This is a genomic window from Collinsella sp. AF20-14LB, from assembly GCF_003459505.1.
Classification (GTDB): Bacteria; Actinomycetota; Coriobacteriia; order Coriobacteriales; family Coriobacteriaceae; genus Collinsella.
Map to the genome: position 1 here is coordinate 64,004 of NZ_QRWD01000009.1, position 16,877 is coordinate 80,880.

The following is a 16,877-nucleotide window of genomic DNA, read 5'->3' on the forward strand; positions in this document are numbered from 1 at the left end:
AAAACGGCGAGCGGGGCGCGGGTGTGAACTGCACCACGCTATTTGCTCGCGTCCGTATCGCGTCTGCGCCTCGTCATAACTTGCGTCCGTGCGAGCGCTCATCCCGCGCCGGCATCACTTCACATCGAACTCCACGCGATCGAGTTCGGGCACATTGAGGTCGATGAGCTTGCGGGCAACACGACGGTCGTGCGCCCCAAGTGTCTCGCTTGTCGTCACATGGGCGACAACCTCGCGCTCGACGAGGCCCTCCTCCCCGCCTTCGGTGGCCGAGGTCTCGACGGCGACGGTGTAATCCTTAAAGCCCGGCAGTACCGCGGCAAGCTCGCGCGTAGTTTCGGTGACACCATAGCCGTCCTGCACGCCGGCCTGCGCCGAGCCAATAGACCCCGCGGTCATAACGATGCAGGGGATGGCAAAGATTACCGTGCCCACGATGATGCGGCGGCGCACCTTGTGTGACAGCTCATCGACCTCGGCGTTTTCCTCGGCGGTCACAATGCCGTCGCCGTTGAGGTCACGCTTGAGCGGTACACGTAGAAGAAGCAATACGGCTTCGGCCGCCAGCGCGATAAAGACAACGTTGATGCCAAATTCGTAGAGCGCCGAGAGAAACAGCGACCCGCTCGCGATGGCGATGCCGTAACCCGCCGCGCACAGGGGCGGCATGAGCGCGGTTGCCACGGCCACGCCCGCGATAAGCGTCGCGGGCTCCTGGTCGCGCGAGTTGCCCAGGCCTCCGGCAAAGCCACCCGCGAGCGCGACGGCAAGATCCCAGACGGTGGGTGTCGAGTTGTCGATGATAGCGGCCGTGGTGGTGCCGAGCGGTGAGAGCTTAAAGTACAGCGTGGACGTGATCAGGCAGAAGGCCATCTGCAACGCGAGACCGGCAATGGCCTCGACGGTAATCTCGCGGTCGAGCGTGGCGATGCCATATGCCATGGCAAGGACCGAGCCCATGAGCGGGCAGATGAGCATGGCGCCTACAATGGCGATATCCGAGTCGATATCGAGGCCGATGCTCGCGATCAACATGGCAATGATCAGGATGCATAAGTGCGAGCCAGTCAGGCGCGCCCCGTTTACAAAGCGCTTGCGAATCACGTGATAGGGCGCGCGTCCCTCGCGAATGTTGAACGCCTGCTTAAGGAAACGGGTGGCATTCTCCATGGCCTCGCTGTGTGCAGGGCGTATACCGTGACGACGATGATGACGCTCGCGCAGCCGCTTGATCTGTTGTTTGTCGAGTTCCATGCTTACCTCGTTTAGCTTCTGAGCCGCTTCTTGCGTCTGCCGTCTTTACTCTACACCGCGTTAGGCGAGGTGTCAGACAAGGTTTGTTGACCTGAAAGTCAGGCCAATCGACATGGCTAAAACGCCGTGAGGATCATAAGAGTCAAATAGACAAAAAAGCGCGGGGCCGGTTTGATTCCGACTCCGCGCTCTGCGCTGGTGCGTTGTTGTTCGGCCTACCCCAGCAGGCTCAGACCAACAGAGACAAACGCCAGAATAACGCCGACGATGGACTCGCCGCCGAGCAGGCCGCTGGCGACGACCAGGCCCTGTTCCTGGAAGGCGGCGTCCTTGGCAGCCTTCTCCTCGTCCGAAAGACCAGCGGTGGCGTCGCGGTGGGCGGACCACTTGTCGTAAGCGAGCTTGACACAGGAGCCCAAGAAGGCCGTGAGCGACATATAGAACGGCAGGTACACGCCCAGGCCGATCATCATGGCTGGAATGCCGAGCCAGTACATGACGATACCGGCGATAAAGCCGCCTGCGAACCACGGCACACTCGGGATGCCCGAGACCATGGTGGCGACGACGCTTGCCTGTGCGGCAACGAAACTCTTGTCGGGACCAAAGGCGTCCGGACCATAGGCGGTGACGAGCGCGACCATGACGGCGGCAGCGACCAGGGCGCCCACGATGCCGCCGATGGCCTGGCCGACCCACTGTGCGCGCGGGTTGGTGCCCAGCACGGCGCCGGCCTTAAAGTCGTTCATGACGTCGCCCGCAAGGCCGCACGCTACGGCCACGATGCCGGCGATAAAGAACAGCTTGACCTGAGCGAGTTGCGCGAAGGTGGCAACGATGAGCATGACGATGAGGCCAAAGATCTCCATGGGGTCGATGCCCGTCTGACCGCAGCTCTGCGCGCTCATGATGGTGGTGACAAAGGTGAACAGCGTGACGATGACGGCAGGAACGGGGCCAAGACCGAGTACGATAGCAACGATCACGGCGATGGCGGCAGCGCCCAGGCCGATGATACCGGCGTCGAGCTTAAGGGAGCCCGAGATGAGTGACTGCTCGTCGGTGTCGGTGGAGCTGTCGGCGGCGAGGCCGCGGACGATACCGGCGACCTGCGGCAGGATGTCCTTGAGGACGACGGCGACGCCAAAGCCCATCATAAGGCCCATGCCGAGGGACTTGACGATGCCTTGTGCGGTCATAACGTCAAACAGACCGGTAGCGGTGCCGCCGACAATGATGCCAAAATTGCCCAGTAGCGCGCCGGCAAACCAGAATGCGACCGGGGCGAAGCCCACGAGGAAGCCGACGGAGAGTAACATGGGCGAGTTGTAGATGGCAAAGGTAACGCCGGGGATATTGAGCGTGCACAGCATGCTGGGCACCACGCCCAGGGCGTCTCGAAGCACGCTGTAGATGCCGGCGATGGCCATGGAGCCAAAGAGCTGCTTGCCAGTCTTGCCGCCGGCCTCGGTGGCGCGCAGGGTCTGAGCTGCGGCGTTGCCGGTGGGGAACTCCAGCGCGGCGTCCACGATAAAGTGACGGTGGATGAGTGCCGTGGCCAGCAGACCCAGGATGGTGCCGGCGAGTGCCACGATGAACATGTCGAGCCAGCTGATCTGGTCGGCATAGCCCAGCATCCAGGCGCCCGGGATGGTAAACGCCAGACCGCCGGCGACCATGGCGCCTGCTGACATGATAGTGTGGGTGACGTTTGCCTCGTTGAGGCTGGCGTTGCCCATGAGCTTAAGGAAGAACAGCGAGATGACGGCAGCGAAGACGATCGGCCAGGGGAGTGCGCCCATCTTGAGGGCGGTGTAGGCCGAGCTTGCCGTGATGATCACGCAGCCAAGGACGCCGATGACGACGCCGCGCAGCGTAAGTTGACCGCGCATCGAGGTGCGGTTCGAGGGATTGCTCATATAAAACTCCTTTGCGTATATCCGCTTCCCCCGGGAGCGCCGTTACGGATACGGCGCGGGAAGTCGGGTTACCAAGGGCCGCCGCGTGAGCTCGCAAACGACCGCGCACCAGTATAGCCGCAAGCTAGTCATTTTGGGATGACTGGTTTAGGTAGGCGATATACTGCTGGACAGACGAAAGGAGCGCCGACGATGCTTAATGGGTACGCATATATATTGACGATCGACGTGGGCAACACGTTCATTCGCTTTGGCCTGTTTGCAGAGGATTCGGCCGCGGCGCAGGAATGTCCGCTTGCGACGTGCGAGATCACCACGCCGTCGAGCATCACAGCAGACGAGGCGCGCATGCGTCTCGTGCAGGTCATGGCCGCACTGGCGGCCGATGCGGGCATGCCGGGTGCGCTTGTGCCCGCGGCTGCTGTGCTGAGCTGCGTGGTCCCGGCGCTCGAGCGCCCTTGGAAGACGGCGCTTTCCCGCACCTGCACGGGGCGCGTGCTCACCGTGGGGCCGGGACTTAAGACCGGCATGCCTGTGCACTACGATGACCCGGCCGAGATCGGTCCCGACCGCATCGCCGACGCCGTGGCGGCCCGTGCCGTCTACGGCTCTCCGTGCATCGTGATCGACCTGGGCACGACGACCAATATCGAGGTCATCGACGCGCACGGTACCTTTGTGGGCGGCGTTATCGCGCCAGGCCTGGCCCTCGGCGCCCGTTCGCTTTCGGCGGCAGCAGCGCGCCTACCCCAGGTTGAGCCCTCGGCGCCAACGCACGTCATCGGACGCAACACGCGTGAGGCCATGCGCTCGGGTGTGGTTTTGGGCGAGGTAGCCCGCATCGACGGAATGCTCGACATGGTGCTTGCCGAGATGCGCGCGACCAAGGCCGCGGGGGAGGGCGATGTGCCCATCGTCATTACCGGCGACGATGCCGAGGCACTTGCGGCGCTGGTCGGCCACAGCCTGACGGTAGACGACGCGCTGACGTTGCGGGGTCTCGCCGAGCTCTACCGCATCAACCAAAAGCCCCGCCGCGCGTAGGGCGAGGGGCTGGTGGGATAAGCGCCCCTACCTTTCACCTGCTACAATGGGCCAAACTATTGCGATTGCGGAGGTGTCTGCCATGTCGGACGATCTTCATCAAACCGCGTCGGGCAAGCGCCGCGACGTTATTAGCTGGGACGAGTTCTTTATGAGCGTGGCCATCGCCGCGCAGCGCCGCAGCAAGGACCCCAACACGCAGGTGGGAGCGTGCATCGCCAGCACCAACCACCGCATCCTTTCGGTGGGTTACAACGGCACGCCCTCGGCGCTCAACGACGACTTTTTCCCGTGGGGTACGAGCGATGACCCGCTGCAGGACAAGCACAACTACGTGGTCCATGCCGAGGCCAACGCCGTGCTCAACTACCGTGGCTCGCTCAAGGACCTCGAGGGTTCCACGGTTTACGTCACGCTGTTCCCGTGCCACGACTGCGCCAAGATCCTGGCGCAGGTGGGCGTGGGCGAGGTCGTCTACCTGGACAATAAGTATGCCGACACCGATGACGGCCGTATCAGCCGCCGCATTCTCGACTCCTGCGGCATCAGCTACCGCCAGGTCATCGTCGATGTCCAGATTGGTACCGGGGGACAGGCTCGGCAGTAGCGCGTGCCGACGCCAGCTGGCGGCAAAACAGCCAAAAGAGCCCCGTCCCAAATTGACTGCTCGTGAAAGTCATGTCCGCACGCATGGCTGGCGCCTAAGCGGGTACATGGCTGTAGTAACATAGCCCCTGTCCGCGGGCGTGCCCGCGTTATTGTGAGAAAGGAGCCCCTGTGGCTGTTAACGAAGAGCTGCTTAAGAAGGTTCTTGAAGAGATTCGCCCCAACCTGCAGGCCGACGGCGGCGATATGGAGTATGTGGGCGTCGACGACGAGGGTGTCGTCAAGTTGGAACTACAGGGCGCCTGCGCCGGCTGCCCCATGAGCTCGCTGACCCTGTCTATGGGTATCGAGCGCATCCTGAAGGAGCACGTGCCCGGCGTCACCCGCGTCGAGCAGGTCAATGCTTCCGGCGAGACCGACGAACTGTACGACGAGTACGCGCCGTTCTAAGATGCGAAAGCTGCGGACGACATGCTCCGCATAGACGTTACGCCCAGATATGCGGCTGCGAGCGCAAGGCCCGCGCCCGCATTTGTATGTAGGGAGCAGGGGATCGATATGCTCAACGACCTCTACCATATGCTTGATCCCGTCGCGATCTCGGCGGGCCCCATCACTATCTACTGGTACGGCCTGGCCTACGTGGTCGGCGCCCTGCTCACGGCGGTCGTTATGTACCGCACGCAGCGTCGTTGGGGCTTCGACATTACGATCGATGACCTGACGAGCGTCGTGGTCGGCGCGGTCTTTGGCCTCATCATCGGCGCGCGCCTGTTTTACGTCGTCTTTTACGGCGATGGCTACTATTGGACCCACCCGCTCGAGATCTTTGCCACCAACGAGGGCGGCATGAGCTTCCACGGCGGCCTGGTGGGCGGCATCTTGGGCGGTATCATCGTGTGCCGCATGTATAAGCTCGACGCCTGGACCGTCGCCGACCTTGCCGTGATCGGCGCCCCGCTGGCCCTGTGCCTGGGCCGTTGTGCCAATTTCGTCAACGGCGAGCTGTGGGGTAAGCCGACCGATCTGCCTTGGGGTGTGGTCTTTGGCGGCACTGCGGGCGATATGCCGCGCCATCCCTCCCAGCTCTACGAGGCGTTTCTAGAGGGCATCGTGCTCTTTTGCATCCTACGGGTGCTCAGTCGCAAAAAGCCGCTGCTGCCCCAGGGCACGTTTATGGGCGTGTTCGTGATGGGGTACGGCATCGTCCGCTTTCTCGTTGAGTTCGTGCGCGTGCCCGATGCGCAGCTGGGCTATCTGCTGGGAGGCGTTATCACCATGGGCCAGCTGCTGAGTTTGCCGCTCGTAATCGCCGGCCTGGCGCTCATCATCTTCGCCCGACACCGCAACCGTCCCCAGCGCATCTACCTGGACGCCTAATCACCAAAGCCACCACAAAGGGGACAGGCACCTTTGTGGTGGTTTGCTGGGCAACGATGACAGAACCGTAACGTTTTCCCAGATAAAACCTGCCAAAATAAACCTGTCCCTTTTTGGCAGGTTTCTAGAAAGGCTCTTTGGACTGTGAAGGATTCCGACCTCTCCACAACGGCTGCGCGCGACGCTGCCCGCATCGTCTGGTTTAAGCGCTACCCCGCCAAGCAGACGCTCATCGCATTTCTGCTCGCGCTGTTGGCGACCACGGCGTTTTCCATCGATCCCGCGCCGGTCTCGAGCAACGCAGTCTTGGCGATTGACCCCAAAGCCTCGGGCATGCTGTACGTGTGCTACGAGGTGCTCCTCTCGTTTGCCGGCCATACCGACGCGGTCATGCTGCTTGCGCTTGCCTGCCTGCTCACGCTGCCGTTTCGCTACGTATTCTTTGGCCGCGGCGATGCTTGGCGTCCTTCGGTGATCCTTCCGTCGCTGTTCTTTGCCGTCTGCATGGTGTTTGGCCGCAGCTACGACCTCACCGATTCTGCCGAGATCGTACTCGGCGACAAGGCTCGCATCATCTGCGCCTGGATAGGCGGTGCGGGCTGGATGCTCTTGGCGGTCGTTGCCTTCTACCTGGCTTTTGAGTGTCTAGATTGGCTGAGCTCTCGGCGCATTCTGTTTTCCGAAGCGCACTTTGGCCGCGTATGGCGTGTGGCTCACGCCGTACTCTCGGTCCGTCCCTTTGCCGGGCCCTTCCTGGTGCTTATGGTCGCCTGGGCGCCCACGCTCATCGCTTCGCTGCCCGGCCTTTTTATGGGAGATACGGGTGCGCAGATTCGCCAGTGGTTCAACTACCCCAACGGCACGAGTGACTACCTGCGTCTGCTCAATCCCAATGTGTTGCTCAACGGACATCACCCCGTGGTGCACACGGCTATCATCGGTTCGTGCGTCCAGCTGGGGCTTTCACTGTTCAACAGTGCCAACGCAGGTCTTGCCATCTACACCTGCGCTCAGTTCGTCATTACGGCCGCCTGCATGGCCTATTCCATCTCGTCGCTGCGCAAGCTGGGCGTGAGCTTGCCGATCCGCGGCGTGATCTTGCTGTTCTTTGTGTTTATGCCCATGTTCTCCAACTACGCGGCCCTGCTTACCAAAGATGTGCTGTTTGCCGACGCGTTTTTGGTGCTGTTGGTGCAGGCCGTGAAGCTCGTGGCATGCGGCCTGCCCCGTCGCGATGCCAATGCCGAGCGTGCGGGCGAACAGAGGCCCGTGCTCTTTGCGCGCCATGACTGGCTGCTGCTCGCTCTGGGTGCCATGGGTTCCACGTTTCTGCGCAACGGCGGCCTGGTGTTTCCCCTGGCGGCATGCGTAATCGCGGCGGCGTTTTGCGCATGGGACGCGCATGTGGCTCGTCGCGCAGCCAAGCAGGCTGGTGCTGCGTCTTCGGGCTCCATCCCGCGTTTCCGCTGGATGGGAGTTCTTGCGGTGCTTGCACTCTGCCTTGCCTCTAATATGTACTTCACCAAGGTCTTTATGCCGGCGCACGACATTACGCCTGGTTCCAAGCGCGAAATCCTCTCGATTCCGTTCCAGCAGACGGCTCGTTTCGTCCAAAAGCACGACGGCCTCAACTCGGGTGTCAACCCTACGGTTAAGGAGGACGGCACTATCGTGGAGGCTCCTTGCGACGGCTTGGTGACCGACGATGAGCGTGCCGTGATCGACCGTGTGCTCAAGTACGACAATCTGGGCCGCCGTTACAACCCCGACAAGTCCGACGCCGTCAAGAACTGCTTTAACGAGTACGCCTCGCAGGAGGACATCAAGGCCTATTTTGAGGTCTGGGCGCAGATGTTCAAAAAGGATCCCGAGTGCTACATCTCGGCGCTCATCAATAACTACTACGGCTACTTTTATCCGAGTGCCCGCGATGCGTGGGTCTACAGCACGGCGCGCAGTGCCGAGATTATGGCGAAGCCCGATAACCTCAAGTACTTTGACTTCCATCCGGTCGATAGCAAGGTTGTGCGCTGGTGCGACCACCTGATCAACTTGTATCGCGTGGCAGTGCAGCGCATTCCGTTTATCTCGCTCACCATGAGCTCGGCCACCTATGTGTGGATCATGATCGCCGTGGTGGTCTATCTGCTACGTCGTCATTCATGGCGCGGTCTGGCCATTTGGTTGCCGCTGCTGGGCGTGCTTGCCGTGTGCCTGATCGGTCCCTGCAACGGTTCGACCTATATGCGCTACCTGTATCCGGTTATCGCCTGCATGCCCTTTGCCATCGGGGCCACCATCACTCGCAGCGACCTCCTCTGGTCCTAATTTGGTGCAAAGGGGACAGGTTACTTTGCACCAACCCCTTGCACCAAGGGGCTGTATCATCACGACGCCTTCATTTTGGGGTTTATCTCGCAGGCCAGTAGGTATATCATAACGACGTTTGTTTATATTGCCCGAGCATCTGCGCTGGGCTTTAGGTCGAAACCGATAGGAGACACGTATGTCCGGACACTCTAAGTGGGCCACAACCAAGCATCGTAAGGGCGCGCAGGACGCCAAGCGTTCCGCCCTCTTCTCCAAGCTGAGCCGCAACATCACCGTTGCTGCCCGTCTCGGCGGCGACCCGCTGCCCGAGAACAACGCCAGCCTCGCTGCTGCCGTTGCCAAGGCCAAGGCTCAGTCCATGCCTAAGGACAAGATCAAGTCCGCTATCGACAAGGCTTTTGGTTCGGGTGCCGATGCCGCCGTCTACGAGAACATCGTGTACGAGGGCTATGGTCCCGCCGGTGTCGCCGTCTACGTTGACTGCCTGACCGATAACCGCAACCGCACTGCCGCCGATGTCCGTTCCGCCTTCTCCCACGCTGGTGGCAACCTGGGCACCTCCGGTTCCGTCGCCTTCCAGTTTGAGCGCAAGGGCCAGATCGTCGTCGCCAAGGAGATCCTGGACGAGAACGCCAAGAAGGAGACCATGATCGCCAACGGTGCTGCCGGTGACGAGGATGAGTTCATGATGGCAATCGCCGAGGCTGGTGGCGAGGACTACGAGGACGCCGGCGAGGAGTGGATCGTCTGGACCGCTGCTAACGACGTCATGGCTGTCTCCAAGGCACTCGAGGAGCAGGGCGTCCAGGTCAAGGGTTCCGAGACCACCATGGTTCCGACCACCCCGACCGAGGTCTCCGGTACCGACGCCAAGAAGGTTCAGCGCCTCATCGACCGTCTCGAGGAGCTCGACGACGTCCAGGATGTTTACAGCACCATGGATATGACCGACGAGGTCATCGCTGCCCTCGAGGAGGAGTAGCACCCGCGCGGGTTAAGCCGCGCATATCTGGGCATAATGAAGCGAGCATGCAAGCCTCGTGGAATAGATGAGCCGGATCCGCGTGCGTAGAGCACCGGACCCGGCTCTTTTATAATGATGCGAATCGTTTTGCATTCTGTGGACCGAGACCCGAAAGGAGCGCCGCATGCGCGTGCTCAAACGAGCCCTAGCAATCGTGTACCTTGCCGCCGCCATCGTGGCGCTGGGCACGCTTGTCTGCCAGTTCTGGGGACCGTATACGTATCGCTTTATGCTGCTATTGCGTGACACCATGCCTCGCGTCGTCGTTACGGTGTGCGCCGCCATCGTGGCGCTTGGCGTGCTCATTGGGTTTTTCCGCTTGATGTTCGCGCGTCGCGAGCCGTCCTGCGTGCATCCGGCGGGGGAGCGCAATATCGAGGTCACGCTCGCAGCGCTTTCCTCGTGCGCCCGCGCCGCGGCGGAGTGCGATGATCGTGTGATGGTTGAGCATATCGAGGCACGCGTTCAAGGCTCCGACGAGTCGCGCGTTCGTTTTAAGGTAGAGGCCATCGCGCTCGACGACCGGGACGTGGCCTCCCAAGCTATCGCGATGCAGCAGCGCATCGAGAAGGCCTGCGACACCATGCTCGGCACGCCGGGCACGACCGCGCGCGTCCGTTTTTTGCCGTCCAAGACTACCGTCCAGACCGTGGAGGTTTCCGGTGAGTGATACCAACCAAGACAAGACCGCCCGCACGCCGCGCCTGACGATCGATCAGAACGCTACGCCGGCAGGCGAGTCCGCCGACACCAAGCCCGAGGCCGGCGAGCAGCACGACAGCGCCGCCAACGACTTTGACGAGGCCATGGGTCTCATCAAAGGTACGGGCGCTGCTATCTGGAGCTACGCCGTGCGCCACCCCAACACTACGCTCGGCGCCGTGGCAGGCTTTATCCTCGCCGTGCTGGTACTTACGTTGGGCCTGTGGGACACGCTCGTCATCGCATTCTTTGTGCTGATCGGTGCCGTGATCGGCCAGATTCGCGACGGCGAGAACGGTATCGTCAACTTCTTCGGCCGTCTGTTTAGCGGCCGCTAATACGTATTCGACTGTCGCATCCGCGGCAGGCATAAGGAGGAACCATGGCTTTTAACACGAAGGTCGATGTGGCCGATACCGAGCTCGAAGCGAATGAGGCCGTTGTCGATGCCGGGGACGTGGCGCTCGAGGACGAGGCACTCGTCGAGGCCGAGTTCGATGCGGACGAGGACAACGAGGAGATGGACGAGGAGGCGGACGAGTCCGAGGACTCGCTGACCTATTCCAACGGCGTGATCGAGAAAATCGTCGCCATGGCCACCCGCGAGGTGCCGCACGTTCTGGGCATGAAGGGAAACCTCATGCACTTTGTGCAGGAGCAGTTTGGTGCCGAGAACCTGACCAAGGGCGTGACGGTCGAGGTCACCGACGACAACCGCGTGGTCGTCAACATCTCGGTCATCATCGAGTATGGCGCCTATGCGCCTGCGATCTTCGACGACGTTAAGGCGCGCGTCACCGAGCGTCTGGCCGCGATGACCGGCCTTGAGGTGGCAGGCGTCAACCTACGCATCGAGGATGTCATCACCCCCGAGGAGTACGAGCACCGCACCAGCCAGCACGAGTAACCTACCAAAAAGGGACAGGTTTGTTTTGGCAGGTTTTATCTGCGTAAACGTCAAACGGCCGGTCGCGCATGCAAAAGCGCGGCCGGCCGTTTTCTATATGCCCTCGATGCGGTCATACCGCTCGTCTAACTAAGGGTTGCAATCTTCGCGTTCCGCGTTACCCTAATGGGCGCATTGTTTCCAAATTGTTAACGAGGGGTTGCCGTAATGGCCGACGAACACGAGACCGAAAGCAAGGCATGGGCGATTGAAGCCGCTGCGGCAGAGGCGGCGTCGCGTGCCGCCGAGGAGGTACATCGTCCTCCGGTGGTGCCGATGGAGCGCGTTGTCGGTCGCGAGGATATCGAACGTGGCGAGCGCGCCGGCCGCAAGCGCAGCCAGGAGCCAGGCTTTCCGCGCTTTTTTGCCGAGCTCAATCTGGGCCTGATTCTCACGGCGTTCGCCATCGTGGCCTTTAAAACCCCCAATCACTTTGCCTTCGGCGGCACCTCGGGCGTGTCGGTCATTCTTTCTACGCTGTTCCCGACCCTGCCCGTCGGCGTCTTTATGTGGATTATCAACGCGGTCCTGGTCGTTCTGGGCTTTATCTTTTTGGAGCGCAAGGCGATTCTGTGGAGCGTCTTCGCTTCGTTTGCGCTTTCGGCCTACGTCTCGCTGTTTGAGCTCTTCATTCCGACGGATGTTTCGATGACGGGTGATATGTGGCTCGACCTGTGCTTTGCCGTCATCTTGCCGGCGCTCGGCAGCGCTATTGTCTTTGATATCGGCGCCTCGACGGGTGGCACGGACATTCTTGCCATGATCCTCAAACGCCGCACCACGCTCGAGATTGGCCGCGCGCTGCTGCTGGTCGATATCGGCATCGTAACCATCGCGGCTTTCCTGTATGGCCCGCGCGTTGGCCTGTACTGCGTGCTTGGCCTGTTTGCCAAGACGCTCGTGGTCGATAAGGCTATCGAGAGCATTCACCTTCGTAAGGTCTGCACGATCATTTGCGCCGAACCGCGAAAAGTCGAGGAGTTTATTGTCAAGCATCTCAACCGCACGGCAACGATCAGCCGTGGCTACGGCGCCTTCTCGGGCAAGTGCGTCACGGTGATTATGAGCGTGCTGAGCCGTCGCGAGGCAGTGCAGCTGCGCCGCTATACCCGCGAGATTGACCCTGGCGCCTTCATCACCATCGTCGATAGCTCCGAGATCGTGGGCAAGGGCTTCCGCGGCACGAACTAGCGCGGACGCACCCTTCGAATCATTGAATAAAGCCGCCTACGTTGCAAATCGGCCATCTTGGAGTATTTGTCCCCACATTGGGCGATAATGTTGCCAAAGACATCGTTTGCGATCCAGGTGATTCGCTCTAGATACGAAGGGATGATTTCGATGTTCTGTTCGCAGTGTGGCGCCCCCATGGGCGATAACGACAAGTTCTGTGGCGCGTGTGGCGCTCCTAATACCGGTGCTGCAACCTCTGCTCCTCAGGGGCAGTCTCAGCCTCAGCAGTTTGTTCCTCAGCCTAACGTGAACGTGCCCAAGGGCTGTGTAGCTCAGGCGTTTGAAGACATGACCAAGACGCCGGGCGTGCTGCAGCGCGTGTGCCAGATTGCCTTTTTGCCGGCGCTCATCTGTGTCGTGTCGGTGCTCGTGCTCTTCATTCCCGTTATCGGCGGTATCGCGGCTGCCTTCGGCTTTTTGGCTGCCTGTGTGGCAAGCGCGTGCGGTTCTGGCTTTGGCATCGAATGGGGTCGCGACCTGTCGCTCAAGGTCGATGACGGCATGGATCGTCCGTTGATGCGTTCCACGTCGTTTGGCCTTGGCGTCTTTTCGGGCGTTATTTCGAGCGTGCTCAAGGTTATCGCGGCTATTCCCGTTATTGGTGTAGCGCTTTCGCTGGTGGAGAGCGTGGTAATTGGTGCCGCGGGTGCGTACTCTTATTACGGCTCCTATGCGCTTGAGGCCGCTCTATTTGGCTCGCTGGGCCTGTTTGTTCTGGCTATGATTGCCACGGCGGTCCTGGGTGTCTTCTTTACTATGTTCGCCGACATCGCCGTGATGCACTTTGCGGTGACCGGTCGCGTCGAGAGCGCGTTTTCGCTCGATAAGGTCTGGGCGGCCTTTAAGAACAATAAGACCAAGCTGTTCTGCGCATCGTTCCTTCCCGAGTTTTTGACGGGTCTGGTCGCCAACGTTATCACATGGATCCTGACGCTCGTCTTTGGCACCATTGCCTCTGTCGGTATGTATAGCTACTACTACCGTCCTACGGCTATTGAGGCGCTTGTTACCGGCGGTGGCATTACGCTCGTATTGTTCTTGGTGCTGACGGCGTTTGTCACGGTATTCCTTACGGTCTTTGGCAACATGCTCAAGCATCGTGCCGTTGGCTATTGGGTGGCGCGCTACGCAAGCGAGTGGGCCGACGAGGACAAGGACGACGTCCTGACCTTTGTGCTGCCGTTTGAGAAGAAGTCTGCTCCTTCGGGTTACAGCGCTCCGGATGCTTCGCCGGCACCTGCGCCCGAGCCCGAGCCCGCGCCCGAGTCTGCGCCTGAGCCTGCACCCGAGCCGGCGCCTGTGCCTGAGCCGGCACCCGCACCTGCGCCTGCAACGTCGCCCGCGCCGAGTTCTGCTCCCGAGCAGGAGTGCCCGCCTGTTGGCGAACCTGCTGAGCAGACTGCGCCGGCGTTGGGCGATAAGGGCGATCAGGCAGCGACCGATCAGCCCGAAGAAGACCAGGCCGAATAGCTTGAGGGGGGCTGCGGTCCAGAGTGCCTAAGGCCATGGTCCGTTTTAGCCGATGCCGCCGGGTTGGTTGTCTTCATTTTGGTAATCGACCCGGCGTGATTGAAGGTATCCCGTTGGGATGCGGCATGTGAGACCAAAGACGCATGTCGTCTTATGGGAAGGAGGATCTATGTTTTGCGAAAATTGCGGAGCACCCGTTTTGGATGATGCAAAGTTTTGTCCTGCTTGCGGCGAGCCCGTCAACGCTACGTCGGCTGCCGCGTCTGAGCCTCAGCCGGTACAGATTCAGCCCGCCCCGGCACCTCAGCCTGCGCCTCAGGGCGCACCCACACCGCCACCCATGCCCGGTGCGGTTGAGCTCGATCGTAACTTTGGCATGATACTGCTGCTCGCTATTGTCACGTGCGGTATCTACGGCATCTATGCGTACTACAAAATATCTGAGGATGTCGCAACTATGTGCTCGGGCGACGGGGACGATATGCCCAACTACCTGATTGCAATCCTGCTGTCGTTCATTACCTGCGGCATCTATGGCCTGTGGTGGACATACCGTTTCGGCAATCGCATCCAGGCCAACGGTCCTCGCTATGGTCTTACCATTGCCGAGAGCGGCACGACGCTTCTGTTGTGGCAGCTGATCGGCGCCTTGCAGTGCGGCATCGGACCGATTATTGGTTTCTATCTGATCGTCAAGAACGTCAACGCGATGGCGGCTGCCTACACTGCGCAGGTTACGGCACGTGCGTAGCAACTCGGATTCACAAGCACGGTCCAAGACAAGGGGCACGGCGGGGCTATTCCGCCGCGCCCTTTTGTTCGCCGCTATCTTGGCGCTGTCGTGCCTTGTGCTGTATGTGACGGGCATCGGCTGCCCGTTTAGGGCGCTTACGGGCATTCCGTGCCCGGGCTGCGGCATGACGCGCGCGTGGCTCGCGGCGTTTGGGCTCGATTGGCGTGCCGCGCTTGCGTATCATCCGCTGTTTTGGATGGTTCCCCCTATGTTTGCGCTGGCGTGCGCCAGGGACTATGTCACAACTTCGCGCACCCGAAAGACAATCGATGCGGCGCTGGTCGCAATATGCTTGCTGCTGGTTGCGGTGTGGGCAATCCGCCTGGTCAACCCCGCAGACGCCGGCCTGCTTTTTGGGGGCCATGTTCCTGTGGGGGTTCCTGCCGATATCATTTATCTCGAGCAGCCACGCTGGCTCATCATCCTTCGCTCTTACCTGTCGTGACGGAGGATACGTTGGAAAAGCGGTCGACACATAAGCGGGGGCGAACGTTGAGATAACGTTCGCCCCCGCTTTGCTCTAGCCAGGTTGTTACGGGTGGGCGTGACGGCTACTCGTCGCGCTTCTCCTCGTGGCGAGCAGCGGCACGGGCATCGTGAATGCCCTTGATGGCGGCATGGCGGGCGGTGCGGGCGTCGTGCACGGCGTCGCGGGCCTCGGCGGCCGTTGCCTTGGCAGAGCGCAGCTTGGCCGCCAGGTCGGGATTGGTCTCGGCAACTGCGGCGATCGTGGGGCCGTCGAGCTCTTCTTGCGTGGGCTCGGCCAAAAAGTCGATGGCATACTGAGCGGCTACCATGGAGCCCTTGGCGAGCGCGCTCTCGTCGATCTTGTAGAAGCAGGAGTGCTGGGCATAGGTGGCGCCAATCTGGGGGTTGCGCGTGCCAACAAAGGCGAGCACGCCCGGCACGCGGCGCAGGTACTCCGAGAAGTCCTCGCCCGAAAGCGTGCCGCGGTAATGGCCCTCGCCTGCGGGGCCCAGGCACTTGAGCACAGCTTGGCGGCAACGCTCGCTCGAGGCGGCATCGTTTTCGACCTTGTAGTTGGCGATGGTGTAGTCGGTGAGCTTGGCTTCGGCGCCCAGGGCTGCCGCGGTATGCTCCACGATGCGGCGCATGAGCTCCGGCATTTCCTCGTGGGTCGAGTCGCCGTAGGTGCGCACCGTGCCGGCGAGGTAAGCCGTGCCGGCGATAACATTGCGCGCGGTGCCGCCATGCAGCTCACCGACGGTGATAACGGCCGGCTCGTAGGGGCTAATCTCGCGCGAGACGATAGTCTGCAGTGCGTTGACGATCTCAGCGGCAACCATAACGGCGTCGTGGCCGCGCTGGGGCATAGCGCCGTGGCACGAGGTGCCGCGGACGTCGATGCGGAACCAGTCGGTATTGGCCATGCGCGGACCGGGCTCGCAGCTTACGGTGCCGGCGTCAACCTCGCTCCAGATATGCGCGGCGTAGGCACCATCGACGCCGTCGAGCACGCCCGTGCCGATCATGAGCTTGGCGCCCTGGCCGTTTTCCTCGCTGGGCTGGAAGACGATGCGGACTTCGCCGTGGATGTCGTCGGTCATATGGCGCAGGATTTGCAGCGTGCCGAGCATCATGGCGATATGGCAGTCGTGGCCGCAGGCGTGCATGCAGCCCTCGTTGACGCTGGCGAACTCTTCGCCGGTCTGCTCGGTGACGGGCAGGGCGTCGATGTCGGCGCGCAGCAGGATGCGGCGGCGTGGTGTGCCGTCCTCGCGATAGGCGTCGGGCGCGGTGCCGCGAAGGGTCGCCACAAGGCCCGTCTTAAGGGGACGCTCGTAGGGGATATTCATGGCGTCCAGCTGGTTGGCGATGTCAGATGTCGTGCGTTCCTCGGCGAGGCTCAGCTCCGGGTGCTTATGGAAGTGGCGGCGCTGCTTAATGATGTAGGGTTCAAACTCGGCAGCGATATCTTGGATGGCTGCGGTGACGTCGTCTGCCGCGCGAACCTCGGTTGCCGCCATAATCTGCTGTGCCTTGGTCTTCGTCATAGTCGATTTGCTCCTTGCTGGTTTATCGCAAAATCGTACAAGCTCATTCCAGTATGCCACCTGCCGCTAGGGCTGGTAAAGTTGCCGTTTGCCGCTTGGGGTTTTGTTACAAGGGCGGGGGAGTACACTCGGGGGTGTTGAATTTCCTGCCAGAGATGGG

16 protein-coding genes are annotated in these 16,877 nt (G+C 61.3%); 13 read left to right on the plus strand and 3 right to left on the minus strand.

Features of this window, described 5'->3' with window-relative positions:
- Positions 1-114: 114 nt before the first annotated feature.
- Both DWX63_RS06225 and DWX63_RS06230 read right to left on the minus strand, forming a co-directional pair.
- Positions 115-1,254 (minus strand): DUF389 domain-containing protein, encoded by a 1,140-nt coding sequence (locus DWX63_RS06225; protein WP_117758396.1) that lies wholly within the window; start codon positions 1,252-1,254, stop codon positions 115-117.
- A gap of 215 nt (positions 1,255-1,469) precedes the next feature.
- Entirely contained in the window at positions 1,470-3,173 is a 1,704-nt protein-coding gene (locus DWX63_RS06230; protein ID WP_117843143.1) for an OPT/YSL family transporter, read from the minus strand.
- 192 nt (positions 3,174-3,365) lie between these two features.
- Here DWX63_RS06230 and DWX63_RS06235 point away from each other — a divergent pair, with 192 nt between their 5' ends.
- The 13 genes from DWX63_RS06235 to DWX63_RS06295 all read left to right on the plus strand — a co-directional run bounded on the left by DWX63_RS06235 (position 3,366) and on the right by DWX63_RS06295 (position 15,147).
- Positions 3,366-4,217 carry a type III pantothenate kinase gene (locus DWX63_RS06235; protein ID WP_117843144.1) on the plus strand — a complete coding sequence of 284 codons (852 nt, stop codon included), beginning with the start codon at positions 3,366-3,368 and terminating at the stop codon, positions 4,215-4,217.
- Between the two features lie 82 nt (positions 4,218-4,299).
- Positions 4,300-4,824 carry a dCMP deaminase family protein gene (locus tag DWX63_RS06240; RefSeq protein ID WP_117584124.1) on the plus strand — a complete coding sequence of 175 codons (525 nt, stop codon included), beginning with the start codon at positions 4,300-4,302 and terminating at the stop codon, positions 4,822-4,824.
- A gap of 170 nt (positions 4,825-4,994) precedes the next feature.
- Positions 4,995-5,273, plus strand: a complete 279-nt coding sequence (locus DWX63_RS06245; protein WP_117843145.1) for a NifU family protein — start codon at positions 4,995-4,997, stop codon at positions 5,271-5,273.
- 108 nt (positions 5,274-5,381) lie between these two features.
- Positions 5,382-6,203: a prolipoprotein diacylglyceryl transferase gene (gene lgt, locus DWX63_RS06250; protein WP_117843146.1), complete on the plus strand. Its 822-nt coding sequence runs from the start codon at positions 5,382-5,384 to the stop codon at positions 6,201-6,203.
- A gap of 144 nt (positions 6,204-6,347) precedes the next feature.
- Entirely contained in the window at positions 6,348-8,531 is a 2,184-nt protein-coding gene (locus tag DWX63_RS06255; protein ID WP_233514489.1) for a DUF6020 family protein, read from the plus strand.
- 178 nt (positions 8,532-8,709) lie between these two features.
- Positions 8,710-9,516, plus strand: a complete 807-nt coding sequence (locus DWX63_RS06260) for a YebC/PmpR family DNA-binding transcriptional regulator (protein WP_055251993.1) — start codon at positions 8,710-8,712, stop codon at positions 9,514-9,516.
- A gap of 166 nt (positions 9,517-9,682) precedes the next feature.
- On the plus strand, positions 9,683-10,228 hold the full coding sequence (locus DWX63_RS06265) for a hypothetical protein (protein ID WP_117843147.1): 546 nt from the start codon (positions 9,683-9,685) through the stop codon (positions 10,226-10,228).
- Positions 10,221-10,598, plus strand: coding sequence for a DUF2273 domain-containing protein (locus DWX63_RS11500; RefSeq protein WP_233514490.1), 378 nt, complete (start codon positions 10,221-10,223; stop codon positions 10,596-10,598). Before DWX63_RS06265 ends, DWX63_RS11500 begins: the two co-directional genes overlap by 8 nt.
- A 44-nt stretch (positions 10,599-10,642) precedes the next feature.
- Positions 10,643-11,167 (plus strand): Asp23/Gls24 family envelope stress response protein, encoded by a 525-nt coding sequence (locus tag DWX63_RS06275; protein WP_117843148.1) that lies wholly within the window; start codon positions 10,643-10,645, stop codon positions 11,165-11,167.
- Positions 11,168-11,374: 207 nt separating this feature from the next.
- Positions 11,375-12,397: a YitT family protein gene (locus DWX63_RS06280; protein WP_117843149.1), complete on the plus strand. Its 1,023-nt coding sequence runs from the start codon at positions 11,375-11,377 to the stop codon at positions 12,395-12,397.
- 150 nt (positions 12,398-12,547) lie between these two features.
- Positions 12,548-13,909, plus strand: coding sequence for a zinc-ribbon domain-containing protein (locus tag DWX63_RS06285; RefSeq protein ID WP_158559625.1), 1,362 nt, complete (start codon positions 12,548-12,550; stop codon positions 13,907-13,909).
- 169 nt (positions 13,910-14,078) lie between these two features.
- Positions 14,079-14,660, plus strand: coding sequence for a DUF4234 domain-containing protein (locus DWX63_RS06290; protein ID WP_158559626.1), 582 nt, complete (start codon positions 14,079-14,081; stop codon positions 14,658-14,660).
- Positions 14,653-15,147, plus strand: coding sequence for a DUF2752 domain-containing protein (locus tag DWX63_RS06295; protein WP_199411123.1), 495 nt, complete (start codon positions 14,653-14,655; stop codon positions 15,145-15,147). The genes DWX63_RS06290 and DWX63_RS06295 overlap by 8 nt, the downstream gene beginning before the upstream one ends.
- A 106-nt stretch (positions 15,148-15,253) precedes the next feature.
- Here DWX63_RS06295 and DWX63_RS06300 read toward each other — a convergent pair whose 3' ends face one another.
- Positions 15,254-16,717, minus strand: a complete 1,464-nt coding sequence (locus tag DWX63_RS06300; RefSeq protein ID WP_117843153.1) for a M20 family metallopeptidase — start codon at positions 16,715-16,717, stop codon at positions 15,254-15,256.
- Positions 16,718-16,877: the final 160 nt, after the last annotated feature.